The organism is Alteromonas sp. AWJ4_199, assembly GCF_056159165.1.
The window spans coordinates 833,369-852,532 of record NZ_JBSWUR010000001.1 but is presented as its reverse complement, the minus strand read 5'-3'; the positions used below and the strand labels follow the sequence as shown (position 1 = coordinate 852,532).

At 43.9% G+C, this 19,164-nt stretch carries 21 protein-coding genes; 13 read left to right on the top strand and 8 right to left on the bottom strand.

Going from position 1 to position 19,164, the window contains the following annotated elements:
* Nucleotide 1: 1 nt before the first annotated feature.
* The 6 genes from ispH (at nucleotide 2) to ACXAER_RS03745 (ending at nucleotide 7,923) form a co-directional block, all read left to right on the top strand.
* Nucleotides 2–946 carry a 4-hydroxy-3-methylbut-2-enyl diphosphate reductase gene (gene ispH / locus ACXAER_RS03770; protein WP_474826698.1) on the top strand — a complete coding sequence of 315 codons (945 nt, stop codon included), beginning with the start codon at nucleotides 2–4 and terminating at the stop codon, nucleotides 944–946.
* Nucleotides 947–1,286: 340 nt separating this feature from the next.
* Complete coding sequence (pilV, locus tag ACXAER_RS03765) at nucleotides 1,287–1,910, top strand: type IV pilus modification protein PilV (RefSeq protein ID WP_474830494.1); 624 nt, start codon at nucleotides 1,287–1,289, stop codon at nucleotides 1,908–1,910.
* On the top strand, nucleotides 1,907–2,779 hold the full coding sequence (locus ACXAER_RS03760) for a PilW family protein (RefSeq protein WP_474826696.1): 873 nt from the start codon (nucleotides 1,907–1,909) through the stop codon (nucleotides 2,777–2,779). The genes pilV and ACXAER_RS03760 overlap by 4 nt, the downstream gene beginning before the upstream one ends.
* The gene (locus ACXAER_RS03755; RefSeq protein WP_474826694.1) at nucleotides 2,776–3,339 is read left to right on the top strand and encodes a pilus assembly PilX family protein; all 564 of its coding nucleotides are present in this window, start codon (nucleotides 2,776–2,778) and stop codon (nucleotides 3,337–3,339) included. The genes ACXAER_RS03760 and ACXAER_RS03755 overlap by 4 nt, the downstream gene beginning before the upstream one ends.
* Before the next feature lie 10 nt (nucleotides 3,340–3,349).
* A complete protein-coding gene (locus ACXAER_RS03750) occupies nucleotides 3,350–7,456 on the top strand; it encodes a PilC/PilY family type IV pilus protein (protein WP_474826692.1) in 4,107 nt (1,368 codons plus the stop codon).
* A gap of 2 nt (nucleotides 7,457–7,458) precedes the next feature.
* Complete coding sequence (locus ACXAER_RS03745; protein WP_474826690.1) at nucleotides 7,459–7,923, top strand: type IV pilin protein; 465 nt, start codon at nucleotides 7,459–7,461, stop codon at nucleotides 7,921–7,923.
* Nucleotides 7,924–7,930: 7 nt separating this feature from the next.
* On the opposite strand, the gene ACXAER_RS03740 is transcribed toward ACXAER_RS03745, so the two are convergent.
* The 4 genes from ACXAER_RS03740 to ACXAER_RS03725 are packed head-to-tail and all read right to left on the bottom strand — an operon-like array spanning nucleotide 7,931 to nucleotide 10,233.
* Nucleotides 7,931–8,221 carry a hypothetical protein gene (locus ACXAER_RS03740; RefSeq protein WP_474826688.1) on the bottom strand — a complete coding sequence of 97 codons (291 nt, stop codon included), beginning with the start codon at nucleotides 8,219–8,221 and terminating at the stop codon, nucleotides 7,931–7,933.
* Between the two features lie 8 nt (nucleotides 8,222–8,229).
* Nucleotides 8,230–9,105, bottom strand: coding sequence for a hypothetical protein (locus ACXAER_RS03735; protein WP_474826686.1), 876 nt, complete (start codon nucleotides 9,103–9,105; stop codon nucleotides 8,230–8,232).
* Nucleotides 9,095–9,727 carry a prepilin-type N-terminal cleavage/methylation domain-containing protein gene (locus ACXAER_RS03730; protein WP_474826684.1) on the bottom strand — a complete coding sequence of 211 codons (633 nt, stop codon included), beginning with the start codon at nucleotides 9,725–9,727 and terminating at the stop codon, nucleotides 9,095–9,097. Before ACXAER_RS03730 ends, ACXAER_RS03735 begins: the two co-directional genes overlap by 11 nt.
* Nucleotides 9,721–10,233, bottom strand: a complete 513-nt coding sequence (locus tag ACXAER_RS03725; RefSeq protein ID WP_474826682.1) for a pilus assembly FimT family protein — start codon at nucleotides 10,231–10,233, stop codon at nucleotides 9,721–9,723. The genes ACXAER_RS03730 and ACXAER_RS03725 overlap by 7 nt, the downstream gene beginning before the upstream one ends.
* 114 nt (nucleotides 10,234–10,347) lie before the next feature.
* Here ACXAER_RS03725 and ACXAER_RS03720 point away from each other — a divergent pair, with 114 nt between their 5' ends.
* Complete coding sequence (locus tag ACXAER_RS03720) at nucleotides 10,348–10,743, top strand: prepilin-type N-terminal cleavage/methylation domain-containing protein (RefSeq protein WP_474826680.1); 396 nt, start codon at nucleotides 10,348–10,350, stop codon at nucleotides 10,741–10,743.
* A 9-nt stretch (nucleotides 10,744–10,752) separates the two neighbouring features.
* Here the strand turns inward: ACXAER_RS03720 and ACXAER_RS03715 are convergent, their stop codons facing one another.
* Nucleotides 10,753–11,334, bottom strand: coding sequence for a GspH/FimT family pseudopilin (locus ACXAER_RS03715; protein WP_474826678.1), 582 nt, complete (start codon nucleotides 11,332–11,334; stop codon nucleotides 10,753–10,755).
* A 337-nt stretch (nucleotides 11,335–11,671) separates the two neighbouring features.
* On the opposite strand from ACXAER_RS03715, the gene nadE reads away from it, so the two are divergent.
* Both nadE and ACXAER_RS03705 read left to right on the top strand, forming a co-directional pair.
* Nucleotides 11,672–12,508, top strand: coding sequence for an ammonia-dependent NAD(+) synthetase (gene nadE / locus ACXAER_RS03710; RefSeq protein ID WP_474826676.1), 837 nt, complete (start codon nucleotides 11,672–11,674; stop codon nucleotides 12,506–12,508).
* 2 nt (nucleotides 12,509–12,510) lie between these two features.
* Nucleotides 12,511–12,849 carry a P-II family nitrogen regulator gene (locus tag ACXAER_RS03705; RefSeq protein WP_012517511.1) on the top strand — a complete coding sequence of 113 codons (339 nt, stop codon included), beginning with the start codon at nucleotides 12,511–12,513 and terminating at the stop codon, nucleotides 12,847–12,849.
* Nucleotides 12,850–12,942: 93 nt separating this feature from the next.
* Here the strand turns inward: ACXAER_RS03705 and ACXAER_RS03700 are convergent, their stop codons facing one another.
* Nucleotides 12,943–13,428, bottom strand: coding sequence for an FKBP-type peptidyl-prolyl cis-trans isomerase (locus ACXAER_RS03700; protein WP_474826673.1), 486 nt, complete (start codon nucleotides 13,426–13,428; stop codon nucleotides 12,943–12,945).
* A gap of 64 nt (nucleotides 13,429–13,492) precedes the next feature.
* Complete coding sequence (gene ygfZ, locus ACXAER_RS03695; RefSeq protein ID WP_474826671.1) at nucleotides 13,493–14,539, bottom strand: CAF17-like 4Fe-4S cluster assembly/insertion protein YgfZ; 1,047 nt, start codon at nucleotides 14,537–14,539, stop codon at nucleotides 13,493–13,495.
* A gap of 187 nt (nucleotides 14,540–14,726) precedes the next feature.
* Between ygfZ and ACXAER_RS03690 the strand changes: the two genes are divergently transcribed.
* From ACXAER_RS03690 to ACXAER_RS03680, 3 genes are read left to right on the top strand one after another with little or no spacing between them, the layout of a single operon-like run.
* Nucleotides 14,727–14,978, top strand: coding sequence for an FAD assembly factor SdhE (locus ACXAER_RS03690; protein WP_014950112.1), 252 nt, complete (start codon nucleotides 14,727–14,729; stop codon nucleotides 14,976–14,978).
* 49 nt (nucleotides 14,979–15,027) lie between these two features.
* Entirely contained in the window at nucleotides 15,028–15,495 is a 468-nt protein-coding gene (locus ACXAER_RS03685; RefSeq protein WP_474826669.1) for a hypothetical protein, read from the top strand.
* Between the two features lie 13 nt (nucleotides 15,496–15,508).
* Nucleotides 15,509–16,387 (top strand): MaoC family dehydratase, encoded by an 879-nt coding sequence (locus tag ACXAER_RS03680; protein ID WP_474826667.1) that lies wholly within the window; start codon nucleotides 15,509–15,511, stop codon nucleotides 16,385–16,387.
* A gap of 228 nt (nucleotides 16,388–16,615) precedes the next feature.
* Here ACXAER_RS03680 and nadB read toward each other — a convergent pair whose 3' ends face one another.
* Nucleotides 16,616–18,301: an L-aspartate oxidase gene (gene nadB / locus ACXAER_RS03675; RefSeq protein WP_474826665.1), complete on the bottom strand. Its 1,686-nt coding sequence runs from the start codon at nucleotides 18,299–18,301 to the stop codon at nucleotides 16,616–16,618.
* A 197-nt stretch (nucleotides 18,302–18,498) separates the two neighbouring features.
* On the opposite strand from nadB, the gene rpoE reads away from it, so the two are divergent.
* Nucleotides 18,499–19,077, top strand: a complete 579-nt coding sequence (gene rpoE, locus ACXAER_RS03670) for an RNA polymerase sigma factor RpoE (RefSeq protein ID WP_012518957.1) — start codon at nucleotides 18,499–18,501, stop codon at nucleotides 19,075–19,077.
* Nucleotides 19,078–19,164 lie beyond the last annotated feature (87 nt).

Sequence of the window (19,164 nt, the reverse complement as noted above, 5' to 3'; positions counted from 1 at the left end):
TATGCAAATTCATTTAGCTAACCCTCGCGGCTTCTGTGCGGGCGTAGACAGAGCTATTACCATAGTTGAGCGTGCGCTAGAAATGTTCGAACCGCCAATTTATGTGCGACACGAAGTGGTACACAATAAATTTGTGGTAGATGGGCTACGCGAGCGCGGTGCGCTGTTTGTGGATGAACTTCACGAAGTGCCAGACGACAGCATTGTGATTTTTTCTGCCCATGGCGTATCGCAAGCGGTAAGAAAAGAAGCTGAAAGTCGTGGTCTAAAGGTGTTCGACGCCACCTGTCCCTTAGTTACGAAAGTACATATGGAAGTAACCCGCGCCAGCAAAACAGGCACTGAATGCATCTTAATTGGTCATGCTGGTCACCCTGAAGTAGAGGGCACCATGGGTCAGTACAGCAATGAAGAGGGCGGTATTTATTTAGTTGAATCTGAAGCCGACGTGGCAACGCTTGAAGTTAAAGATGCGACCAACCTTTATTATTGCAGCCAAACTACGTTATCTGTTGATGACACCGCCGATGTTATCGATGCACTTCGCGCTAAGTTCCCCAACATAAACGGCCCGAGAAAAGACGACATTTGCTATGCCACGCAGAATCGCCAAGACGCGGTGCGCGACTTATCACAAGACTGTCAGGTTCTGTTGGTTGTTGGTGCACAGAATAGCTCAAACTCGAACCGTCTTCGAGAATTGGCTGAAAAAATTGGCGCTAAAGCCTATTTGATTGCCGACGCTAATTGTATCCAAGGAGAGTGGCTAGAAGGTGTAGAGCATATTGGCGTTACTGCAGGCGCATCTGCCCCTGAAGTCTTAGTGCAGGGGGTGGTAAACAAGCTCAAAGCGTGGGGCGCGGTTTCAGCTTCTGAGCGTGCTGGGCGCGAAGAGAACGTGGAATTTGCCGTTCCTAAAGAGTTACGCGTTAAACAAGTAGTCTAGCTTTATAAAAAGTTTGCTGATATGTTAAAAGCACCGCATAATAATGCGGTGTTTTTTTATGCTTTTGTCTACTTAAATTCAAAGGCTTACGGATACATAATAATACGTAAAAAGGAAGTTCCGTTGAAATCAACAATATCGCGCACCAAGGAAACATAGGTACGCAGACTGCTTTTACATTCAATGTCGCTTCTCATTTAAATTATACGTTTTAATAACAAGGGATACCCTAGGCTCTATGCCTTTATTGTACTATCAAATAGATAGTACAAAATTGGCGGAATTGCCAATAACTGCAAATGGGTAATCATTAAGTAATGAGGATACAAAAGTTACGATGATGCTAGTTAAGGAAAACCGCTTTCTAGAGCAGCGAGGTGCTGGACTTATTGAAGTCCTCATAACATTATTCATTCTTGCAATTGGTTTACTTGGCGTTGCGGCACTACAGTTTACTGGTTCATTCGCAAATAAAGACGCCATTAGTAGAACGCAAGCGGAAATGGTTGCTGCACAAGTTGCTGAGCGCTTGCGAGCAGCTGCGCGCCCCTCTACCACAAGCGATGGTATGGTTGTGAATAATGCCTATTTTAACGACGATACTTACAACTTTTCTACGCTCTCTGGCTGTAGTGGCAACCTTTATGAATGCTTCTGTTTGACGAGACCAGCGTCAATTCCGAACTGTGAAGGCAATACCTGTACAGAGACTCAAATCGCAAATTATGATGGCTGGGCGTTGTCTTGCTCCGCCGTTCAAACTAATCCTGAGACCAGAGTCGTCGTGAACTGTGAAGACAATGACGGCGCGGATATTTACAGCTGCAGTGCTGGCTCGCGCATTGAAGTGTTACTTACTTGGCCGGTAACTTCTTCCGGTAATACTAAGTACACCTTGAACGCCCGGTGTAATGAGAGCACGTCTGACAGCAATGCCTGTGTATTTAAGGACATTACGTTATGAGAAGGAATGCTCAATTTAAAAAATGTAATAAAGGTAAAGGGTTTACGCTAGTCGAGCTTATGATCACTCTCGTACTTGGCTTGATTATATCTGGTGCTATTATCCAAGTTTTAGTCAGTAGCAGCGTAACCAATACATTCAACCAAGCGGTAGCCCAAGTTCAAGAATCTGGTCGCTACATCATGTCTCGGTTAACCGCTGAATTTTACGAGGTCGGAAGGTATGACAGTGTATCTGCTACCATAGATGACTCCATAGACACAGTGAGTGAAGCGGCTTTCGTTAATAACAACCCTATCGCAGTACCTGGAGACTTTGTCGGTGAGGTAACCTTGGGAAGTACTCAAGCTGCTTCGGGAGGTGATGATGATTTGGTGGTTAGTCTTTTGGCGTTAGAAGATTGCACAGGAAACTCCCACGGTTATGCTGCTGGCGATGAATTCCACGTGGTCAACCATTATTATGTGGTGAACAACGAGCTTAAATGCACCGGATATGACGGCAGGGTATTACGCGGTCTAAAAGGGCAAACTGAATCACCTAAGTCAGTTACGCTCCTTGACAATGTTGAGAGTTTTCAAACGCAATTTGGCGTGGCTACAAGGACTGATACATCAAGCGGGCAGGCTGTTATCTATGTTACTGCGGATCAAGTTAAAGCGCTGAGAGATGTAAACCAACAGGTTGTTTCATTGCGTTGGGCTGTGCTTCTTAAGAGCTACGAAAATGAGGCGCGCCTGTCAACGCCACAGACATTTGCGTTATTAAATGAAAGCTCTCAGACCATGGATACAGGTCACTATTATCAAGTGTTCTCAAAAACGCTAGCGTTACGCAATATGAAAAATTTTGTTCGGGGGTCAATATGAAGCAGAATGGCTTGGTTATGGTATTTGCGCTGTTAGTATTGCTTTCAATTACGATTCTCGGTGTTAGCGCTGTGACTAGTAGTTTATCTCAATCTAAAATGGCGGTGTCAATGCAGCAAAGCGGTCTTGCGTTCGATGCTGCTGAGGCCGGTATTGCAGGCGTTTTCTTTGAATCAGAAGACGAATCACTGTTAACTGACCCTACAAAGACAGATCCGTTGTCTGAAGCAAGGCAGGGCAAGATTCTAGACCCGGAAGTAGAAACAATGAGCTGCTTTGATGAGGCTGAATGGACGGATCGTTACGTAACTAATGCGGGCCTTGGTTGGAACACTATGCATGATACCGACGGTACATATCAAACCGAAGTATCATCAAAGAGCTGGTCTAGAACAGCTTTTATTCGCGAGCAGGCCTGTCGCGGGTCTAGCAATGTAATAGGCGGAAGTAATATCAACTGCCACGTATTTCAAATACGCGGTTGTGGAAAAGTGGAAGGGAAGCCGACGGTAGTCGCCAATAGTTTGGCAGCGTCTGTGTTTGCTCCAGCAAATCAGTAGGTAAAGAAAAGTGAAAAAATTAACAAGTTACCTTGCATCAATAACGGTATTCAGCTGCATAGGATTTTCAGCTGTTGGCGATGATCTAGATATTTATTTGGGAAGTTCAAGTAGCACGGTTACCTATAAACCGAATGTTTTGTTCATCATGGACACATCAGGCAGTATGGGAAGTACGGATGGAACCGGCAAATCAAGGTTGTTAAGGGTTCAAGAGGCATTAAAAGAAGCATTAGACGGAGCCACGAATATTAATGCTGGCTTAATGCGTTTTTCTGACGATGGGGGGCCTGTGCTTTTTCCCATTCGTGATATTGACAGCCCTATCAATGCAGCTTTGGTCGCAACTATCACAGGCGGAGATGACGATGCCTACGAAGTGGGAGGCTCGGTATCGCTAGATTCTAATACGCTATTGCTCAGCGACGGCATCGACACCGTTACCACTGGTTTACGTTTCTCTGATGTACCTATTCCGCAAGGCGCCGTAATAACCAGTGCAAAATTGCGTTTTACATCTGAAGAATTTGATATTTCATCCACTACACTAACGATATCTGCCGAAGCGGATGCTTCGTCAGCGGCCTTTACTGATAGCTCAAGCAATTTAAGTTCAAGAACAAAAACGTCATCTCAAGTCGAATGGGCCGGTGATAATACATTTCCTGAGTATGGTGAACTAGTACTTTCACCTGATATTTCATCCGTCATTCAAGAGGTTGTTGATCAGGCTGATTGGTGTGGCGGAAGCAAACTAAACATACTTATTGAGGGTGTGGGTTCGAGTGCAGCTGCAAGCCGTGAAGCTTGGGCATTTGATGCGGGGTTAGGAGCACCGCAGCTAGTGGTAGAGTACGATGAATCTACCGCAACAGGCTGTATGTTCGGCGATTACATCTATCAGGTAACTAGTCAAGACGAAAACTATGAAGAAGATGACGATGGTGAAGGCAATACTGGTAAAAGGTTAGATTTTTCTTCTGATAGAAATAACTATATTGGCGTTCGTTTCAACGACATCAAGATAGCGCAAGGCGCTGAGATAGAAGAGGCATATATTGAGTTCACGGCTCGCGGGGGATGGTCTGGGACAGCCAGTACGCGTATTCGTGTGGTTAATGAAGATGACGCTCGTTCACTTCACTATAGAAGTAGTGATGAGGATAACCTAAGAGACCTTCCTAAAACAGGCTCGATAACTTGGTCTATGCCAGCATTCACGAATGAACTTTCCTATCGTACACCCGATATATCGTCGTTGGTGAAAACAATAGTAGATAAACCTGGCTGGGACGCGGGTAACAACATCGCTTTCGTGTTCGACAGCTTCTCAGGACAACGTGGGGTAGAGTCATATGAAGGGGATGCAAGTAGTTCAGCAAAGCTTATTGTAAAGTTTCGTGGTGACGCAATACCAGGCGCATCTTCTACCGTAAGACAGCATATAAAGAGCAAAGTAGATGAGCTTTCCGCTAATGGTTGGACGCCTATAGTTGACACCTTATATGAAGCAGCAAGTTACTACGGTGGACTACCGGTTTACTATGGGTTGCAGCGCGGAAGTAGCTGGGTACCCAGCAACGTAAGACAACCTACGCGTGTCAGCCATCGCGACTCTTATGTGGGCTTAGATTCTGTACTCCCTTCTGGCTGTTCGGCCGATAATTTATCTAGCGAAGCCTGTGAAGATGAGTACATTCCAAGTGGTGCGCGGTATGTTTCACCTGTTACTGACCTTCAGTGTCAAGTAAACAACCACATTGTATTATTGTCAGACGGGGTAGCAAACAACAACCACAGTGTCGATGAAATCGAGAGTTTATTAGGTACATCTTGTGAGACCAGTGGTTTCACAGGGGGAGAGCGCTGTGGAGTAGATTTAGTTCGAAACATAAGCAGTACCGATACGTCGGTTATTGGACCTAAAGTTATTACACACACTATTGGTTTTGCTTCAAGCAGTAGTGCAGATTCTTATTTAACAAAGCTTGCTACTCAAAGCGGTGGTGGTTTTCACCCAGCAGATGATAGTACCCAACTTTTAGAGGCGTTTAATTCAATCCTAAGTTCAGTTAAGAAGGTCAATACTACCTTTGTTGCGCCTGGTGTTGCAGTCAATCAGTTAAACCGATTGACTCACAACGATGAACTTTATTTTGCGTTATTCAAACCAAGCGAAGGAGCCCTATGGCCAGGAAATTTGAAGCGCTATAGATTGGACGGTCAAGCTATTGTAGATAAAAATGATGATGTTGCTGTTGATAGCGATACAGGCTACTTCGATGAAGGTTCCCACAGTTATTGGTCAACACTAGAAGATGGTAATGATGTTGCCATGGGCGGCGCGGCGAGCAAGATGAGTGTTACTCGCAACGTTTATTTCTTTGATGGTCCAGGTGCCATTAAGACCACTGCAAATGCTATTCATGAAGACAATGTGTTGATTACGCCAGTAGATTTAGGCATTGATAGTATTACCGATGCTGTTGCACTTAGAGAAGCTTATCTGAAATGGGCTCGAGGCGTGGATGTCAAAGACAGTGACGGGGACGGTGACAACACGGACGTAAGGCTACAGATGGGCGACCCTATACATTCGCAACCAATCATCGTTGATTACGGTACAGAGTCGGTGATCTTTATTGCAACCAACCACGGTATGCTGCACGCATTTGACAGCGAGACGGGTGAAGAGCTTTACGGCGTTATGCCTAAATCCTTATTGTCTAATATTGGCGATTTTTATGACAACATTTCAACGCGCGACCATACTTACGGACTAGATGGCGATCTTGTGTTGAGAACAGACGGCACAAATAAGTATCTTTATGTGGGAATGCGTCGAGGTGGTCGTAATTATTACGTCTTTGATATTACAAACAAAACATCCCCTTCGCTTAAATTCACGATTGAAGGTGGCACTACAGGCTTAGAAAAGCTTGGTCAAAGTTGGTCTCGCCCCATATTTACTAAAGTAAGAATTGGGGCTACTGATAAAAACGTCATGATTATTGGTGGAGGGTACGACGAAGATCAAGATGGCAGAGCGGTAAGAGGTTCAGACGCTGTCGGAAATGCTGTATTTATGTTTGATGCAGACACAGGTAGCCTTTTGTGGAAGGCCAGTGACACTGATGCTAATTTGAATCTTACTGAGATGAAATATAGCATTCCTGCCAGAATTTCCGTTATCGATAGAGATAATAATGGTTACGCTGACCATATGTACGTGACCGACACGGGCGGGCAGTTATTTAGGTTAGATATATACAACGGTGAGTCAGTTGCAAACCTAGTTGAAGGGCAGTTAATTGCTGACTTTAATGGCGATACGGCTGAAACTAACCGTCGTTTTTATTATGCTCCCGATGTAACTGAGATAGCGTTAGCCGACGAACTCTACTATGCGGTGGCGATTGGAAGTGGCTGGCGTGCTTCGCCGTTGGACACCTTAGTGAACGACAACTTCTACATGGTAAAAGATGAAGGGGTCTTTAAGCGTGACAGCGACGGCAAATTTACATTTCCATCAGCAACCATCACAGAAAGTGACCTTTTCAACGCCACTAATCATGCGCTTACGAGTGATGACAGCAGTGAGCGAGAATTGGCTGCGGCAGAGTTTGCCACTAAAGACGGTTGGTTCATTAATATGTCTACCGGCGGTGAAAAAATACTTGGTTCTCCGTTGATAATCGACTACAAAGTGTTTTTCACCAGTTATGTGCCGGCGGTCAGTAGTGAGAGTGCCTGTGCTCCGCCCACTGGTAATAGCAAGGCGTATTTAGTGAGCATGTTCAACGGCAATGCTGTTGCTGATATCAACAGAAATAATGTTGTAGACGCCAACGATAGATCGGCTGAACTTAGTCAAACTGGTATTGCACCCGATGCCCGTATTCTAATTCAAGATATTACTAACCCCGTGGTTTGTCTGGGAACGGAGTGTGCATCTGCAGTTATTACTGACACTGAAGAGCCTGATCCTGACGCGCCTCCGGGCACTACGCCGCCAAGTGCGTGCGTAGGGCAGTTTGCTTGTCTTGCTGAAAATATATTTGGTCGGTTCGAGCGTATTAAACGCGGAAGTTGGAATTCTAGTACGGAGCGAGAGTAATAATGCGAAGTAGACGCCACCAAGGTTTTACCCTTATAGAGCTTATGATAGCCGTTGCAGTGGTGGGTATTATAATTGCTATTGGTTACCCGTCATACAAAGGCGTTGTCGTAGATGGTTATAGAGGAACGGCGCAGGCAGACTTGCTTGCCCTTGCGTCTGCCATGGAGCGTCACAATAGCGGCACCTTTAGTTACAAAGGGGCTGCAAGCGGCGGTTCAGACACAGGAGAGCCAGCGATATTTGCCACTTACTCTCCTTCTTCTGAACCTGCGGCAAATAAACGCTATAATTTAGAAATTTCTGCAGCAACCGCAGGTGCTTACGAGATAAGAGCTGTACCTGTGAGCGGAAGCTCACAAGCTGGAGATGGAACATTGTTTTATTTTAGTGATGGCCGTAAGGCGTGGGATAAAAACAACAGTGGTGGTGCTCCAGGTTCAGACGAGTACTGCTGGTCTTGCTAAAACTTCGCTACAACGGCGTTAATTCACCTAGATGCTGAAGATCGGCCCATACTTGCTCATATTTCATATCGAGTAAGTGGGCCTCTTCTTTAGTTAGTCTTTTATTGTGGTCAGATTTACTCTCAATAATCGCCTGCCATAGTAAGGTGCTTTGAATATAACTGTCTAGCAGAAATGTACTAGAAATGCTTAGAATAAACAGTATTGTGAGCACCTCAAAAAAAGAGCTTCCTCGTTGGCCGATGCTTGCAATTCCAGCTACTTTTTGCATTCTTCTTATTGCCTTAAGCGTCTTCATTTACACCTCTATTGTTGTATCCAGGAGCTTGGTACTACTATAGTCTTTGCTAAGTTCGGGTGGTGTTGCAGACTCAAAAGTATCTCTTCACTGTAAAGCAAATCGCCGTCTATTCGTTCAGTTAAAGTATCGAGAGACGTATAAGCACCTTTGAGGGTGGCCGCGTTATCAATGCGAAATTCATGTGTTTCGCCATTGTTGATAACCAGAATCAAGCCGTAAAATTTAGCATCTGAGCGCAACCTAAAATCCCCATTTTTGACAATAAGCAAAATGGGAGAGCTTGCACTCCCGTGTGAAACAGCATGTTTCTCAATAGCGCAATCACCATTTATCCAGTACACAGTTGATATAGGAAGGTCACTACAATCTGTGCGAACAGATATATCAGCAAAATAGTTTGGCGAAATTTCAAACCATTTTCTATTAAAAAGAGTTTGGCTTGTGTCTGCGGAAGCTTGGTTTATTTGGTGATCGCTTAACCGCTGAAGTAGTGCGGGGTAGCGTACTGTTAACACGGAAAAGTTTAGTTTACCTTTTCTTAGCGTTATATCGAATAGAGTGACTTGCTGGTTCTTGTCACCTGTTAATGCAGTCTGATTTATTGTCAAAGTCTCATCAACTGTAGAAAATCTCTTTTCTGTTTCTTCCGGACCAAGCGTGCGAAGAGATTCGACAACGTCTTTCATTTTCTTTTTTACTTCTAGTCTAAGCTCTTGCTCCCTCCTGTTAAATTTTTCAATTTGGTAAAATTGGTCAACACTTTTTGCACTACCGACAACGACAAGCGTTGAGGTTAAGAGGAGTATGCATACCACGGCTAGCGCTATTCCTCCGTATTGAAAAGCTCCTGCGTGATGTTCATGTATTGTCTTATATTGCATTGGGTACTCCTACAGAGAAAGTACGTGTAATTTCTGTGCCAGCAAGTGTTTTTGGCGTTGCGATAATTTCTACCCGCAATAATGTTCCCCAACTTGTTGATTTAACTCTAGAGAAGGATAAATGGTTTATGCTCATGGTTTTCACGTCAGTTAAGTCAAACCAGCCTGGCTCAGAGCACGCTTTTGCTTCAACGCGGTATTCTATGGCATTGTCTCTAAGTCGGTAGCCTAGGAACTCTTTGTCTTCAGCATTAATAGTTCCGTCATGATTTTTATCGTAGCCGAACGTGATACAGCTGTTATGCATTTCTTTGGGATATGCTGAGAGATTAATCGTATCGACAGGTGATGACAGTTTGCCAGTTAAATCAACTGATGTGAGGGCAGTGTAATTTGCTTTTGAAATTGTTTGTGTTAACACACTTTGAATAGCTCTCATATCATCTTCAACCATACTGGAAATTTGTAATTGAGCATTACTCGTATGTAGGCGAGATGAAAGTGATATAGCAAGAGACACTAACAACACAGAAAGTAAGCTCGCTATCATTAATTCAATGAGAGTAAACCCCGTATTTGTCTTTGATGTAAATTGTTTTCCTCGGCTTTTACTTCTCAGCACGGTGCTACCCCACTGATATGATGGTCAGAACATGTTCTTACGCGACCTAAAGTGCTTATCACGGTTTTTCCGGTGTAATGCTCTGATGAAATGAATAGAGTAGCGGCGCCACCGAAATCTAATGTGCCTAAGGGCGTGAACGTTGTATTCTTTTCCTTTTTACTCGAAGTTGTGAGTGTCACTTGGCGTGAATCCAATTTCAGTACTGTAAAATCGGTATCGCCAACGCAGCTAGTCGTGTCATTGCATCGGCAGCTTGGCAGGCTACTCACTGAAATGCAGTTGTTGCTATCACCCATTGCGCTAACGTGAAACGGAGTTTTATGAATAAGTGCATTGATGCGTGCGTTCTTAGTAAGCTCGGCTACTTCCAGTAGGGCTTGCTTAAACTGAGTTCGTTCGTTCCAAACTTTAAAAGAAGGTGCAGCAGACAAAATGACAATACTTAGTACAGCTGTAACCAGCATGACCTCTAGAATGGTATAGCCATTGGTAAGGCAACACATATGCCTGCAATTATATTTGTAATCTTTTAAAACCATGCTTTTGTCCGGTTATTAAGTAATCGTTTAGTTGGTACTGTAAATCTACCGACAAAGTCATCACAGGGAAGCTGTACGATGGAAGGGATTTTAAATATGAAAATTGGGCGCGTTAGTGCCTCAAATGGGGTTACACTGATAGAATTATTAATTGCACTTGCGTTAGTGGCAATATTATCGAATATAGCAACGACGGGATATCGATCGATAGTTCAACTTTCTTCAAAGGTGAGTGCTAAAAGCTACCTTCTCAAACTGCAGTCTATACAATCAAGGCAGTGGTTACGAAAAGGGAGCTATCTTCCACTCACAGATATGCCAGCACTGGAACTATATAAAACTGAGGTTAAGCAGGATTACTTAACCTCTGAAGACTATAAATTTACAATTTATTTAATGTTTATGAAAGAGGGAAGTGTGTGTAGAACACTTAGCATTAGCGAAGGCAAGCGCTGGCCAGAGCAATGCTGGTAGCACATTGTCTTAACTACAAGAGAGCGCTGAACCTGATAGATCTTCCTTTGTTCCGTCCCCATCGCCATCAACTGCGACAGAAATTCTGCCGTATAGAGAAAGTATGACTGCTGATGCATAAGTAGAATCATTGTCTTTAGGACAAATTGTTATGGTCGCTGCGGTGTCGATAGCGCCTTGCTCGTCAAAAGCTACACTCCCCGAAATACCATATATGAGGTTGGCGCTATTTATAGGGTCGCTGGTAAAAAGTATGGTTTCGTCACTGTCTCGGGAACCATTTATATTTCTATCTATAAATGCCATTTTGGCATTTGACCAGTCAGTTTCACAGCCTTCATAGTCAGCCGTGGGGCAAAGGATAACCTCAGTTTGCTCATCCACTGCAGTAAAGCGTGCACGTTGAGCTACAGCACTTAAACTGTTTATGTCAGCAGTGATTCTATTTTTGATGATAATACTTTGAATGCTAGGCCCAACGGCTGTCACTAAGATTGCGACTATGGCCACAGCTACAAGTAGCTCTAGAAGGGTGAAGCCTCGCTGATTATTGATATAGTTTGATTTCTTGTTAAGTCTATTTTTGCGCATTATTTGCTTAAATCTCTTTTATATGTGCGAATTCCTCATCTTTGGTGAGGCTCGTTCAGTATTCGCGTTTAACTTCCTGTCATTCTTGTAATTTACATGGTGGGCGAAGATGCATCAATGGTTATCTTTTTACGTTAAACTAAAAGATAGCTTATGATCGTATCTCATTGCGTGAATAAGCATTACTGAACATACATAACAGCTATAGCCTAAGTGCGATTTGTGCCATCAAGAATCGCGATATAGAAAAGTAATAAGGCAGGATAGTACTAACATCTGAGCTCAGATTATCGTACTATTAACTAATCGAACTCCTCAACAATACGTGGATATTACAATGCAAAAACAAGCAGTTATTGATGAAATGAAAGTGCTGCCTGAAATCGATGTGGAATATGAAGTTGCACGTCGAGTATCGTTTATCAAAAAGCAGTTGCTTACCTCTGGTTTGAATTCACTGGTGCTGGGTATTAGTGGGGGAATTGATTCATGTACGTTGGGGCGTTTAGCTCAATTGGCTGTGAATGAGTTAAACGATGAACATCACGAAAACTACCAGTTTATAGCCGTACGCTTGCCGTATGATACGCAAGCTGATGAAGAAGATGCACAGAAATCTATCGAGTTTATTCAGCCCTCTCATTCTCTTGCAGTGAATGTTAAGCCAGGCGCAGACGCAATTCATGCCTCAACTTCACAAGCCCTCGCTAACGCCAACCTTCTTCCAGAAAGTGATGCGAAGCAGGACTTTGTCAAAGGCAATGTCAAAGCGCGTACCCGTATGGTTATTCAGTATGAAATTGCGGGAATGGTTGATGGACTTGTTCTAGGTACAGACCATTCGGCTGAAAATATTACAGGGTTTTATACTAAGTACGGTGACGGAGCGTGCGATTTAGCGCCTTTATTTGGTCTAAGCAAGCGCCAAGTCCGTGCAGTGGCAGCCCATTTAGGTGCACCGCACAATGTAATCACCAAAGCCCCAACCGCTGATTTAGAAAGCCTGTCGCCACAAAAAGCTGACGAGCAAGCGCTAGGCATGTCTTACGACCAAATCGATGACTTTTTGGAAGGCAAGCCTGTTTCTGCAGAAGTGGAAGAGAAATTGCTCTATATTTATGAGCGTACGCAACACAAACGTGTACCAATTCCAACAATTTACGATGAGTTGTAGTCATGAAAAAAATTGAAGCTATCATTAAACCGTTCAAAATGGACGATGTTAGGGAAGCGCTAGCTGAAGTCGGTATCGCAGGGATGACAGTATCTGAAGTGAAGGGATTTGGCCGCCAAAAAGGCCATACTGAGCTTTATCGTGGTGCTGAATACCAAGTTGACTTCCTACCTAAAATCAAAATTGAGCTTGTGCTAGATGATGACCGCGTTGAACAAGCGGTAGAAGCCATTCAGTCATCGGCTAAAACAGGTAAAATCGGCGACGGTAAGATCTTTGTTTACAGCGTCGAAAGTGCAGTACGTATCCGTACTGGTGAGCAAAACGAAGACGCAATTTAACGATTTGGTTAATTACTTCACAAATGAAAAAGGAGCCGCTGGCTCCTTTTTTATACAGATTCAATATTAATTGAAAAATAAAGGGGAAGTGGCTTAGTGGTCGTGACCACAACCGCCTTCGCTGTGCACATGACCGTGCTCAAGCTCTTCTTGCGTAGCTTCGCGCACGTCTACAACCGTTACATCGAACGTCAACGGAATACCTGCTAGCGGGTGGTTACCGTCAACAACAACCTCTTCGTCAGTTGTTTCAATAATAATTACCGATTGCTCACCTTGGGGTGTAGTTGCGCGGAAAGACATACCAACTTCAACATCCATACCGTCAAACATTGAGCGTGGTACAGTTTGTACAAGTTCGTCAGCACGTTCACCGTAAGCTTTTTCAGGGGTTACTGAAACGTTGAAGCTGTCATCTTTTGATTTACCAATAAGTGCATCTTCTAATCCTTCAATTAAGAATCGACGGCCTAAAAGTACAACTAGCGGCGATTTACCTTCTGAAGAGTCTAGCGTTGTGCCGTCTTCGGTAGATACGGTGTAGTGTAGCGTTACAACGCTGTCAGAAGTAATTGTCATAACAAATCCTATCTTGGCCCTATGATAAAAAAAGGGCAATAAATTTAATGCAGCAGTAAACTGCTTATCGACGTTTTTTCACAATATTGCTTGCTTGTTGCTCAATACTGTACGGCAAGCTATTAGGGTAACAGGTAATGGCGTGGTTATCAGCCAGTCTGTGTAAATCTTCGGTGGTAGTGTCGTTATTTAACACGGCAATAAACCAGGTTTCGTTATCGAGCGACGCAACATTCAGTACTTTACCCGCTATACGCCAATTTTCGCCTAATTGCTTTTCAAGACTGTCACCAGGTTTGATATCTACTTGTTCTTCAAGATTAAAGCTGTAGGCAGCACGTTTGTTTTTACCCAAAAATCGTGTTCGCGCAACCACTTCTTGCCCCATGTAACAGCCTTTATCGAAGTCGATACCGTTAAGCGCCTGCACATTAATCATTTGTGGCACGTATTCCGCTACCGCTTCACCCTGTACTAAGGCGTGCACGCTTTCAATCTGAATGGCGTCAAACACAACGTGGGAATAACAAGCTACAGTTTTTGTCTCAATTAACGTGTTTAATTGCTTTGTGCCGGTTTCATCTAAAAGAACAACAATGCCTTTGCGAGTAGTGTTGGCGACAAATGCCACGCCATGCTCGCTTTCTATTTTCGGCAGCATAACTTTATCTGCGGTATCGCCCTCAACAAGTTGTGCGACTTCATCGCTTGAAAACAGTTGTCCTAATAGGGCGTTTACCTCATCAGACTTTGCAGCATCGAGTGAAATGAAGTAAGTGCTGTAAGCCTGCGAGTCGTCAACGATATCGACCTTAGAAAACACGCCATACTTATTTAGCTGGGCTAACGAATGGCTGCCCGCATCATCATTTGTCAGCATCAATAACTTGCTTAAGTGTCGGGTCACGTACCCCGTAGACCACGTCTTGCCTTTGTTGTCACAATGCGCAAAATGCCTGGCAGTGTTTTCGTCTAGCTTATTAATGTTGACCGTAATTTGCCCCTGAAGGTAACTGTCGGCCTGTTCTCCTTCCAAAGAAATTATCATGGTGTTCGAAAGCTTGACCATAAATTCTTGAGGAAGATTTTGTAATGCTGCGATAGATGTCATATTCACCACTGTAAAGTTCGCTGTATGTACTCAAGGTATGGTAAAACCAGCAATATTCAAGGGTAATACGCACTAATGTGTACAGATTAAGTTCTATTTAGTTTGTCTATCCGACCAAAAGAGCAGTGATCCCCAGCCGTAGGACATGGTATTATTGATGGCGAATAAAAAACGGTATAAAAGACATATGTTTGAACCCAAAAGACTAGCCCGATTAAAGTGGGCGTGCCGCAGAGGCATGCTAGAGTTAGATGTACTATTGCTTCCTTTTGTAGAAGAAGCCTTTGACTCACTAAGTTACGAAGACCAAGAAACATTTGAACGTTTACTTACTAGTGATGACCCGGATTTGTTTGCTTGGATAATGGGGCATCAAAAGTGCGAAGACCCTGAATTAGCCGCCATGGTGGCGACTATTGTTAACCGTGTCAAAGTATAGAGTTAGCATAAAGCATAATAGATTTAGAAAAGTATTTGGGGAATTATGCGTGGCCGTTTGCCTTATGGCGGCACTATGCAGTCTTCCTCAATACCTATGGTCTTGGCTGAGCTTCACCGCAGAATTAGTGTGCATAGTTGCCGTGGCTACGTTAATGATAGTCTGGCGTCTTTATGATGCGTTTAGTAACAATACTTCTACTACTCAATATGCACTCTCTTTGACCAGCGATGGTATTGTTCGCGCTATTGACGATAGTACGCTCCCTTTGGAACCAAGAAGCACGACCATGCCCAGTGTGTTAGCCGATGCTTTATCCGATGGCACATCGATGAAGATTCATCAGTCTTCCCAGTTATTTACTTGGGGAATGTGCATTAACGTGTTGTGTCATAAACGGCATTGGTTTGAAAAAGGTCATAACCATTTGACGTGGGTCTTAAAAGGTGAGTGCTGTGAGGCAGACTACCGCAGGTTGGCAAGAGCCATTATTTTCGCAAGAAAAGCGACGCCTTAAAGGAATTTAACAGATGTTTCGTGAGTATACTAAAGCGTTATTCAAACGCGTTGACGCTAGGCAACTTATGCAGTTTAAGCCGCCTACGTTGCCGCAGCGCATATACACAAAAACGCTCAATGTCGATAACGTGCACTATGCTTCTTTTTGTCAAGAGGTCGATTGGCCGGCGAATGAGCATGCTCATCCTCTTTATTTGCAGATGCTTTCGTTACCGTTACAGATGCAATGCTTGCTAGACAAACAAAGCCCATTTCCTTTACTAGGTCTTATTCATGCTGCGAACAAAGTGTTTGTGCTAGAGCATTGTGATTTAAGCGAGCCATTTGAATGTCGTGTGCGTTTTCACGACGTGAGACCCCATAGCCGCGGGTGGGAAGTGGATGTTATGTTAGAAGCACTTCAGTCGGGGAATCTGGTCTATCGGGCCATAAGTAGCTATTTGGTGAAAGTTAAAGCCGTTCATGTAGCGCCACTTGGCCCAAAAACCGACCTAAACGACGAATGTAACCTAGAAGATAGAGGATTAATTGCTGAAATTAATGCATCGGCAAATACAGGGCGACGCTACGCTAAGCTTTCGGGCGACTACAACCCTATTCACTTGTCTGCCATATCTGCCAAAGCCTTTGGCTTCAAACAGCCCATAGCTCATGGGATGTGGACCTTATCTCGTGCAGTGTCAGCGTTTGTAAGTCACCAAGAGGACAGTCAATCCATCACCGTGAAAGAAGTAAATTGTCGCTTTAAAAAGCCTGTCTTCTTGCCTAATAACATTCATATTCAACAACACTGTAAAACGGATACTAGTGCGCTGTTAGACGTAACCGATAGTGACGATAGCCTTGTACATTTATCAGCGAGCGTGGCGTTTAATCAAGAAAAACTCTAAAAGGGTGATAGCCCTGAACTGAATATCAAATCCAGGTTTAAGAAAAGGCATCAGAAAGAGTGAATGAGAGAGCATACAAATATGCTCTCTTTTTTTGGGGCGTTTTTCAATAGCACTGTTTGTATGCAAGTACTGCATTCTTGCAGCATCTATTCGCTTTGGGTGGCGTTTTTAATTTAAACGTAAGCCCTAAATAACCCTACACTAGCAAGCGTGTATCGCTATATGCTAGTCGGCGCCAGAAAAGCTGTCTTGAGTAATTAATAAACCTACGTCAGAGCCCGACAATTGCTTTCTTGGAGTAAGAATCGTGGGAACCGGATTATCTAATTGTTCAGGGTGGTCCAGATTGAAATGTAGGCCTCTGCTTTCCTTTCGCTCCATTGCACATCTTACGATTAACTCAGCAACAGTTACTAAGTTTCTAAGCTCTAGTAGGTTATTGCTTACTCTGAAGTGTGAGTAGTACTCAGTAATTTCTTGCTCTAAAAGTTTAATACGGCGCATTGCTCGTTCAAGGCGCTTATCAGTGCGTACAATACCTACGTAATCCCACATAAATAGTCTAAGTTCGTGCCAGTTATGCTGAATAATAACTTCTTCGTCTGAGTTTGATACTTGGCTTTCATCCCACGGCGCAATAGCCTCTTCACAGTCTGCCTTGTTAAGGTTTTTAATTATATCGTCTGCAGCGGCACTGGCGAACACTACACATTCAAGTAAAGAGTTAGACGCCATGCGATTAGCGCCGTGTAGACCTGTATAGGCAACTTCACCAATTGCGTACACATTATTTAAATCGGTTTTGGCATTGAAGTCGGTCATTACCCCGCCACAGCTATAATGTGCAGCAGGTACTACTGGAATAGGTTCACGGGTAATATCGATACCAAGAGAGCGGCACTTACGATAAATATTAGGGAAGTGCTTAACGATAAAATCAGCAGGCTTGTGACTAATATCTAAATACATACAGTCAGCGCCTAATCGCTTCATTTCATAGTCAATAGCGCGAGCGACTACGTCGCGCGGCGCAAGATCGCCACGCTCATCAAACTTGTGCATAAAGCGGGTACCGTCGGCGTGGCAGAGGTTTGCGCCTTCGCCGCGCAGTGCTTCTGTAATCAAGAAGTTGCGTGCCTGTGGATGGAATAAGCAAGTCGGATGAAATTGATTGAATTCCATATTGGCCACGCGACAACCCGCTCGCCATGCCATGGCAATGCCGTCACCGCTAGACACATCGGGGTTCGATGTATACTGATATACCTTACTGCCACCGCCGGTCGCTAGCGCAACGAAAGGGGCGCGAATTACTTCAACGTGCTCTTGTTGTCTATTCCAAACATAAGCACCCACCACGCTGTTCTTTTCTTCCTTTGAAGGAATGAGATCGATGGCGTTATATCGCTCAAAAACGTGAATGTTTGGGTGAGTCGATACCGCGTCATTTAACGTAATCTGAAGTGCTTCACCTGTGGCGTCAGCGGCATGAAGAATTCGGCGGTGGCTGTGCCCACCTTCGCGGGTAAGGTGAAAGCGTTCCTCACCGGATTCACTTTTCTCTGTATCAAATGGCACACCGTAGCCGATAAGCCACTCAAGAGAAGCCTTTGCGCGTTCTGCGGTAAATCTCACAGCAGGCTCTTCGCATAGCCCTGCGCCTGCGGCAAGCGTATCTTTTACGTGTGCGTCTATAGAGTCTTGTTCATCGAATACGGCTGCAATACCACCTTGTGCATAGCGGGTGGAGCCTTCATTGCGGTCACTTTTACTAAGTACAATAACCTGACAATGGTCGGCAAGCTTAAGCGCTAAGCTCAATCCTGCTGCGCCACTCCCAATAATCAATACGTCACAACGATGTTCTATTGCATTTGATGTGGAAGTTAGTGAAGACGATACAGATTTCATGTATTTTTATATCAATTCAAACGAGCAAAGGTTTGGCAAGTCTAAAGGATGAGTAGCAAAACACAATCATTCTTGCCCCCTGACTTAAGCATTTTTTAAAATATTTAATGCTTATACAGAACTTTTGTAAAAAGAACGCGTCTACACACATGCTTGTTAGAGCTATGGTGTAGTTGAAGTAGGGAGTAATGGCTCGAATGAGCGAGCAGATAACCGACCAACAACTGGTCGAAAAAGTACAGCGTGGCGATAAAAATGCGTTCAACTTATTGGTAACTCGTTATCAACATAAAGTGATGCATCTTGTTTCTCGCTATGTGAAAAATACCGGTGACGTTGCTGATGTAACGCAAGAAGCGTTCATTAAAGCATACCGTGCCTTGCCTAATTTTCGTGGCGACAGTGCATTTTATACTTGGCTTTATCGGATTGCGGTAAACAGCGCCAAGAACTATCTTGTATCTCAGGGGCGTAAGCCGCCTGCAAGCGATGTTGACGCCGACGAAGCTGACTTTTACGAAGGTAGCGATGCTTTAAAAGAGCAATCAACACCAGAGCGGAGCCTGTTATCTGAGGAAATTGAAGAAACCCTGTTTAAGGTAGTTGAAAAGCTGCCGGACGATTTACGCATGGCAATTACGCTGCGTGAAATTGAAGGGTTGAGCTACGAAGAAATCGCGAACGTAATGTCGTGTCCTGTTGGTACGGTGAGATCCCGTATTTTTAGGGCTCGCGAGGCGATTGATAAAGTTATTCAACCGTTGTTAGAAAATTAAAAAGAAATAAAATCAAAAAAAGATGAACTTTCTTTTTTCCACGATGACTAACAGCTGTGTTAGGGTAGTTAACGATCACTTTGATCT

Coding starts and splice junctions, on each gene's coding strand:
- ispH (WP_474826698.1), top strand. CDS start 2: ATGCAAATTCATTTAGCTAACCCTCGCGGCTTCTGTGCGGGCGTAGAC.
- pilV (WP_474830494.1), top strand. CDS start 1,287: ATGCTAGTTAAGGAAAACCGCTTTCTAGAGCAGCGAGGTGCTGGACTT.
- ACXAER_RS03760 (WP_474826696.1), top strand. CDS start 1,907: ATGAGAAGGAATGCTCAATTTAAAAAATGTAATAAAGGTAAAGGGTTT.
- ACXAER_RS03755 (WP_474826694.1), top strand. CDS start 2,776: ATGAAGCAGAATGGCTTGGTTATGGTATTTGCGCTGTTAGTATTGCTT.
- ACXAER_RS03745 (WP_474826690.1), top strand. CDS start 7,459: ATGCGAAGTAGACGCCACCAAGGTTTTACCCTTATAGAGCTTATGATA.
- ACXAER_RS03740 (WP_474826688.1), bottom strand. CDS start 8,221: ATGAAGACGCTTAAGGCAATAAGAAGAATGCAAAAAGTAGCTGGAATT.
- ACXAER_RS03735 (WP_474826686.1), bottom strand. CDS start 9,105: ATGCAATATAAGACAATACATGAACATCACGCAGGAGCTTTTCAATAC.
- ACXAER_RS03725 (WP_474826682.1), bottom strand. CDS start 10,233: ATGTGTTGCCTTACCAATGGCTATACCATTCTAGAGGTCATGCTGGTT.
- ACXAER_RS03720 (WP_474826680.1), top strand. CDS start 10,348: ATGGAAGGGATTTTAAATATGAAAATTGGGCGCGTTAGTGCCTCAAAT.
- ACXAER_RS03715 (WP_474826678.1), bottom strand. CDS start 11,334: ATGCGCAAAAATAGACTTAACAAGAAATCAAACTATATCAATAATCAG.
- nadE (WP_474826676.1), top strand. CDS start 11,672: ATGCAAAAACAAGCAGTTATTGATGAAATGAAAGTGCTGCCTGAAATC.
- ACXAER_RS03705 (WP_012517511.1), top strand. CDS start 12,511: ATGAAAAAAATTGAAGCTATCATTAAACCGTTCAAAATGGACGATGTT.
- ACXAER_RS03700 (WP_474826673.1), bottom strand. CDS start 13,428: ATGACAATTACTTCTGACAGCGTTGTAACGCTACACTACACCGTATCT.
- ygfZ (WP_474826671.1), bottom strand. CDS start 14,539: ATGACATCTATCGCAGCATTACAAAATCTTCCTCAAGAATTTATGGTC.
- ACXAER_RS03690 (WP_014950112.1), top strand. CDS start 14,727: ATGTTTGAACCCAAAAGACTAGCCCGATTAAAGTGGGCGTGCCGCAGA.
- ACXAER_RS03680 (WP_474826667.1), top strand. CDS start 15,509: ATGTTTCGTGAGTATACTAAAGCGTTATTCAAACGCGTTGACGCTAGG.
- nadB (WP_474826665.1), bottom strand. CDS start 18,301: ATGAAATCTGTATCGTCTTCACTAACTTCCACATCAAATGCAATAGAA.
- rpoE (WP_012518957.1), top strand. CDS start 18,499: ATGAGCGAGCAGATAACCGACCAACAACTGGTCGAAAAAGTACAGCGT.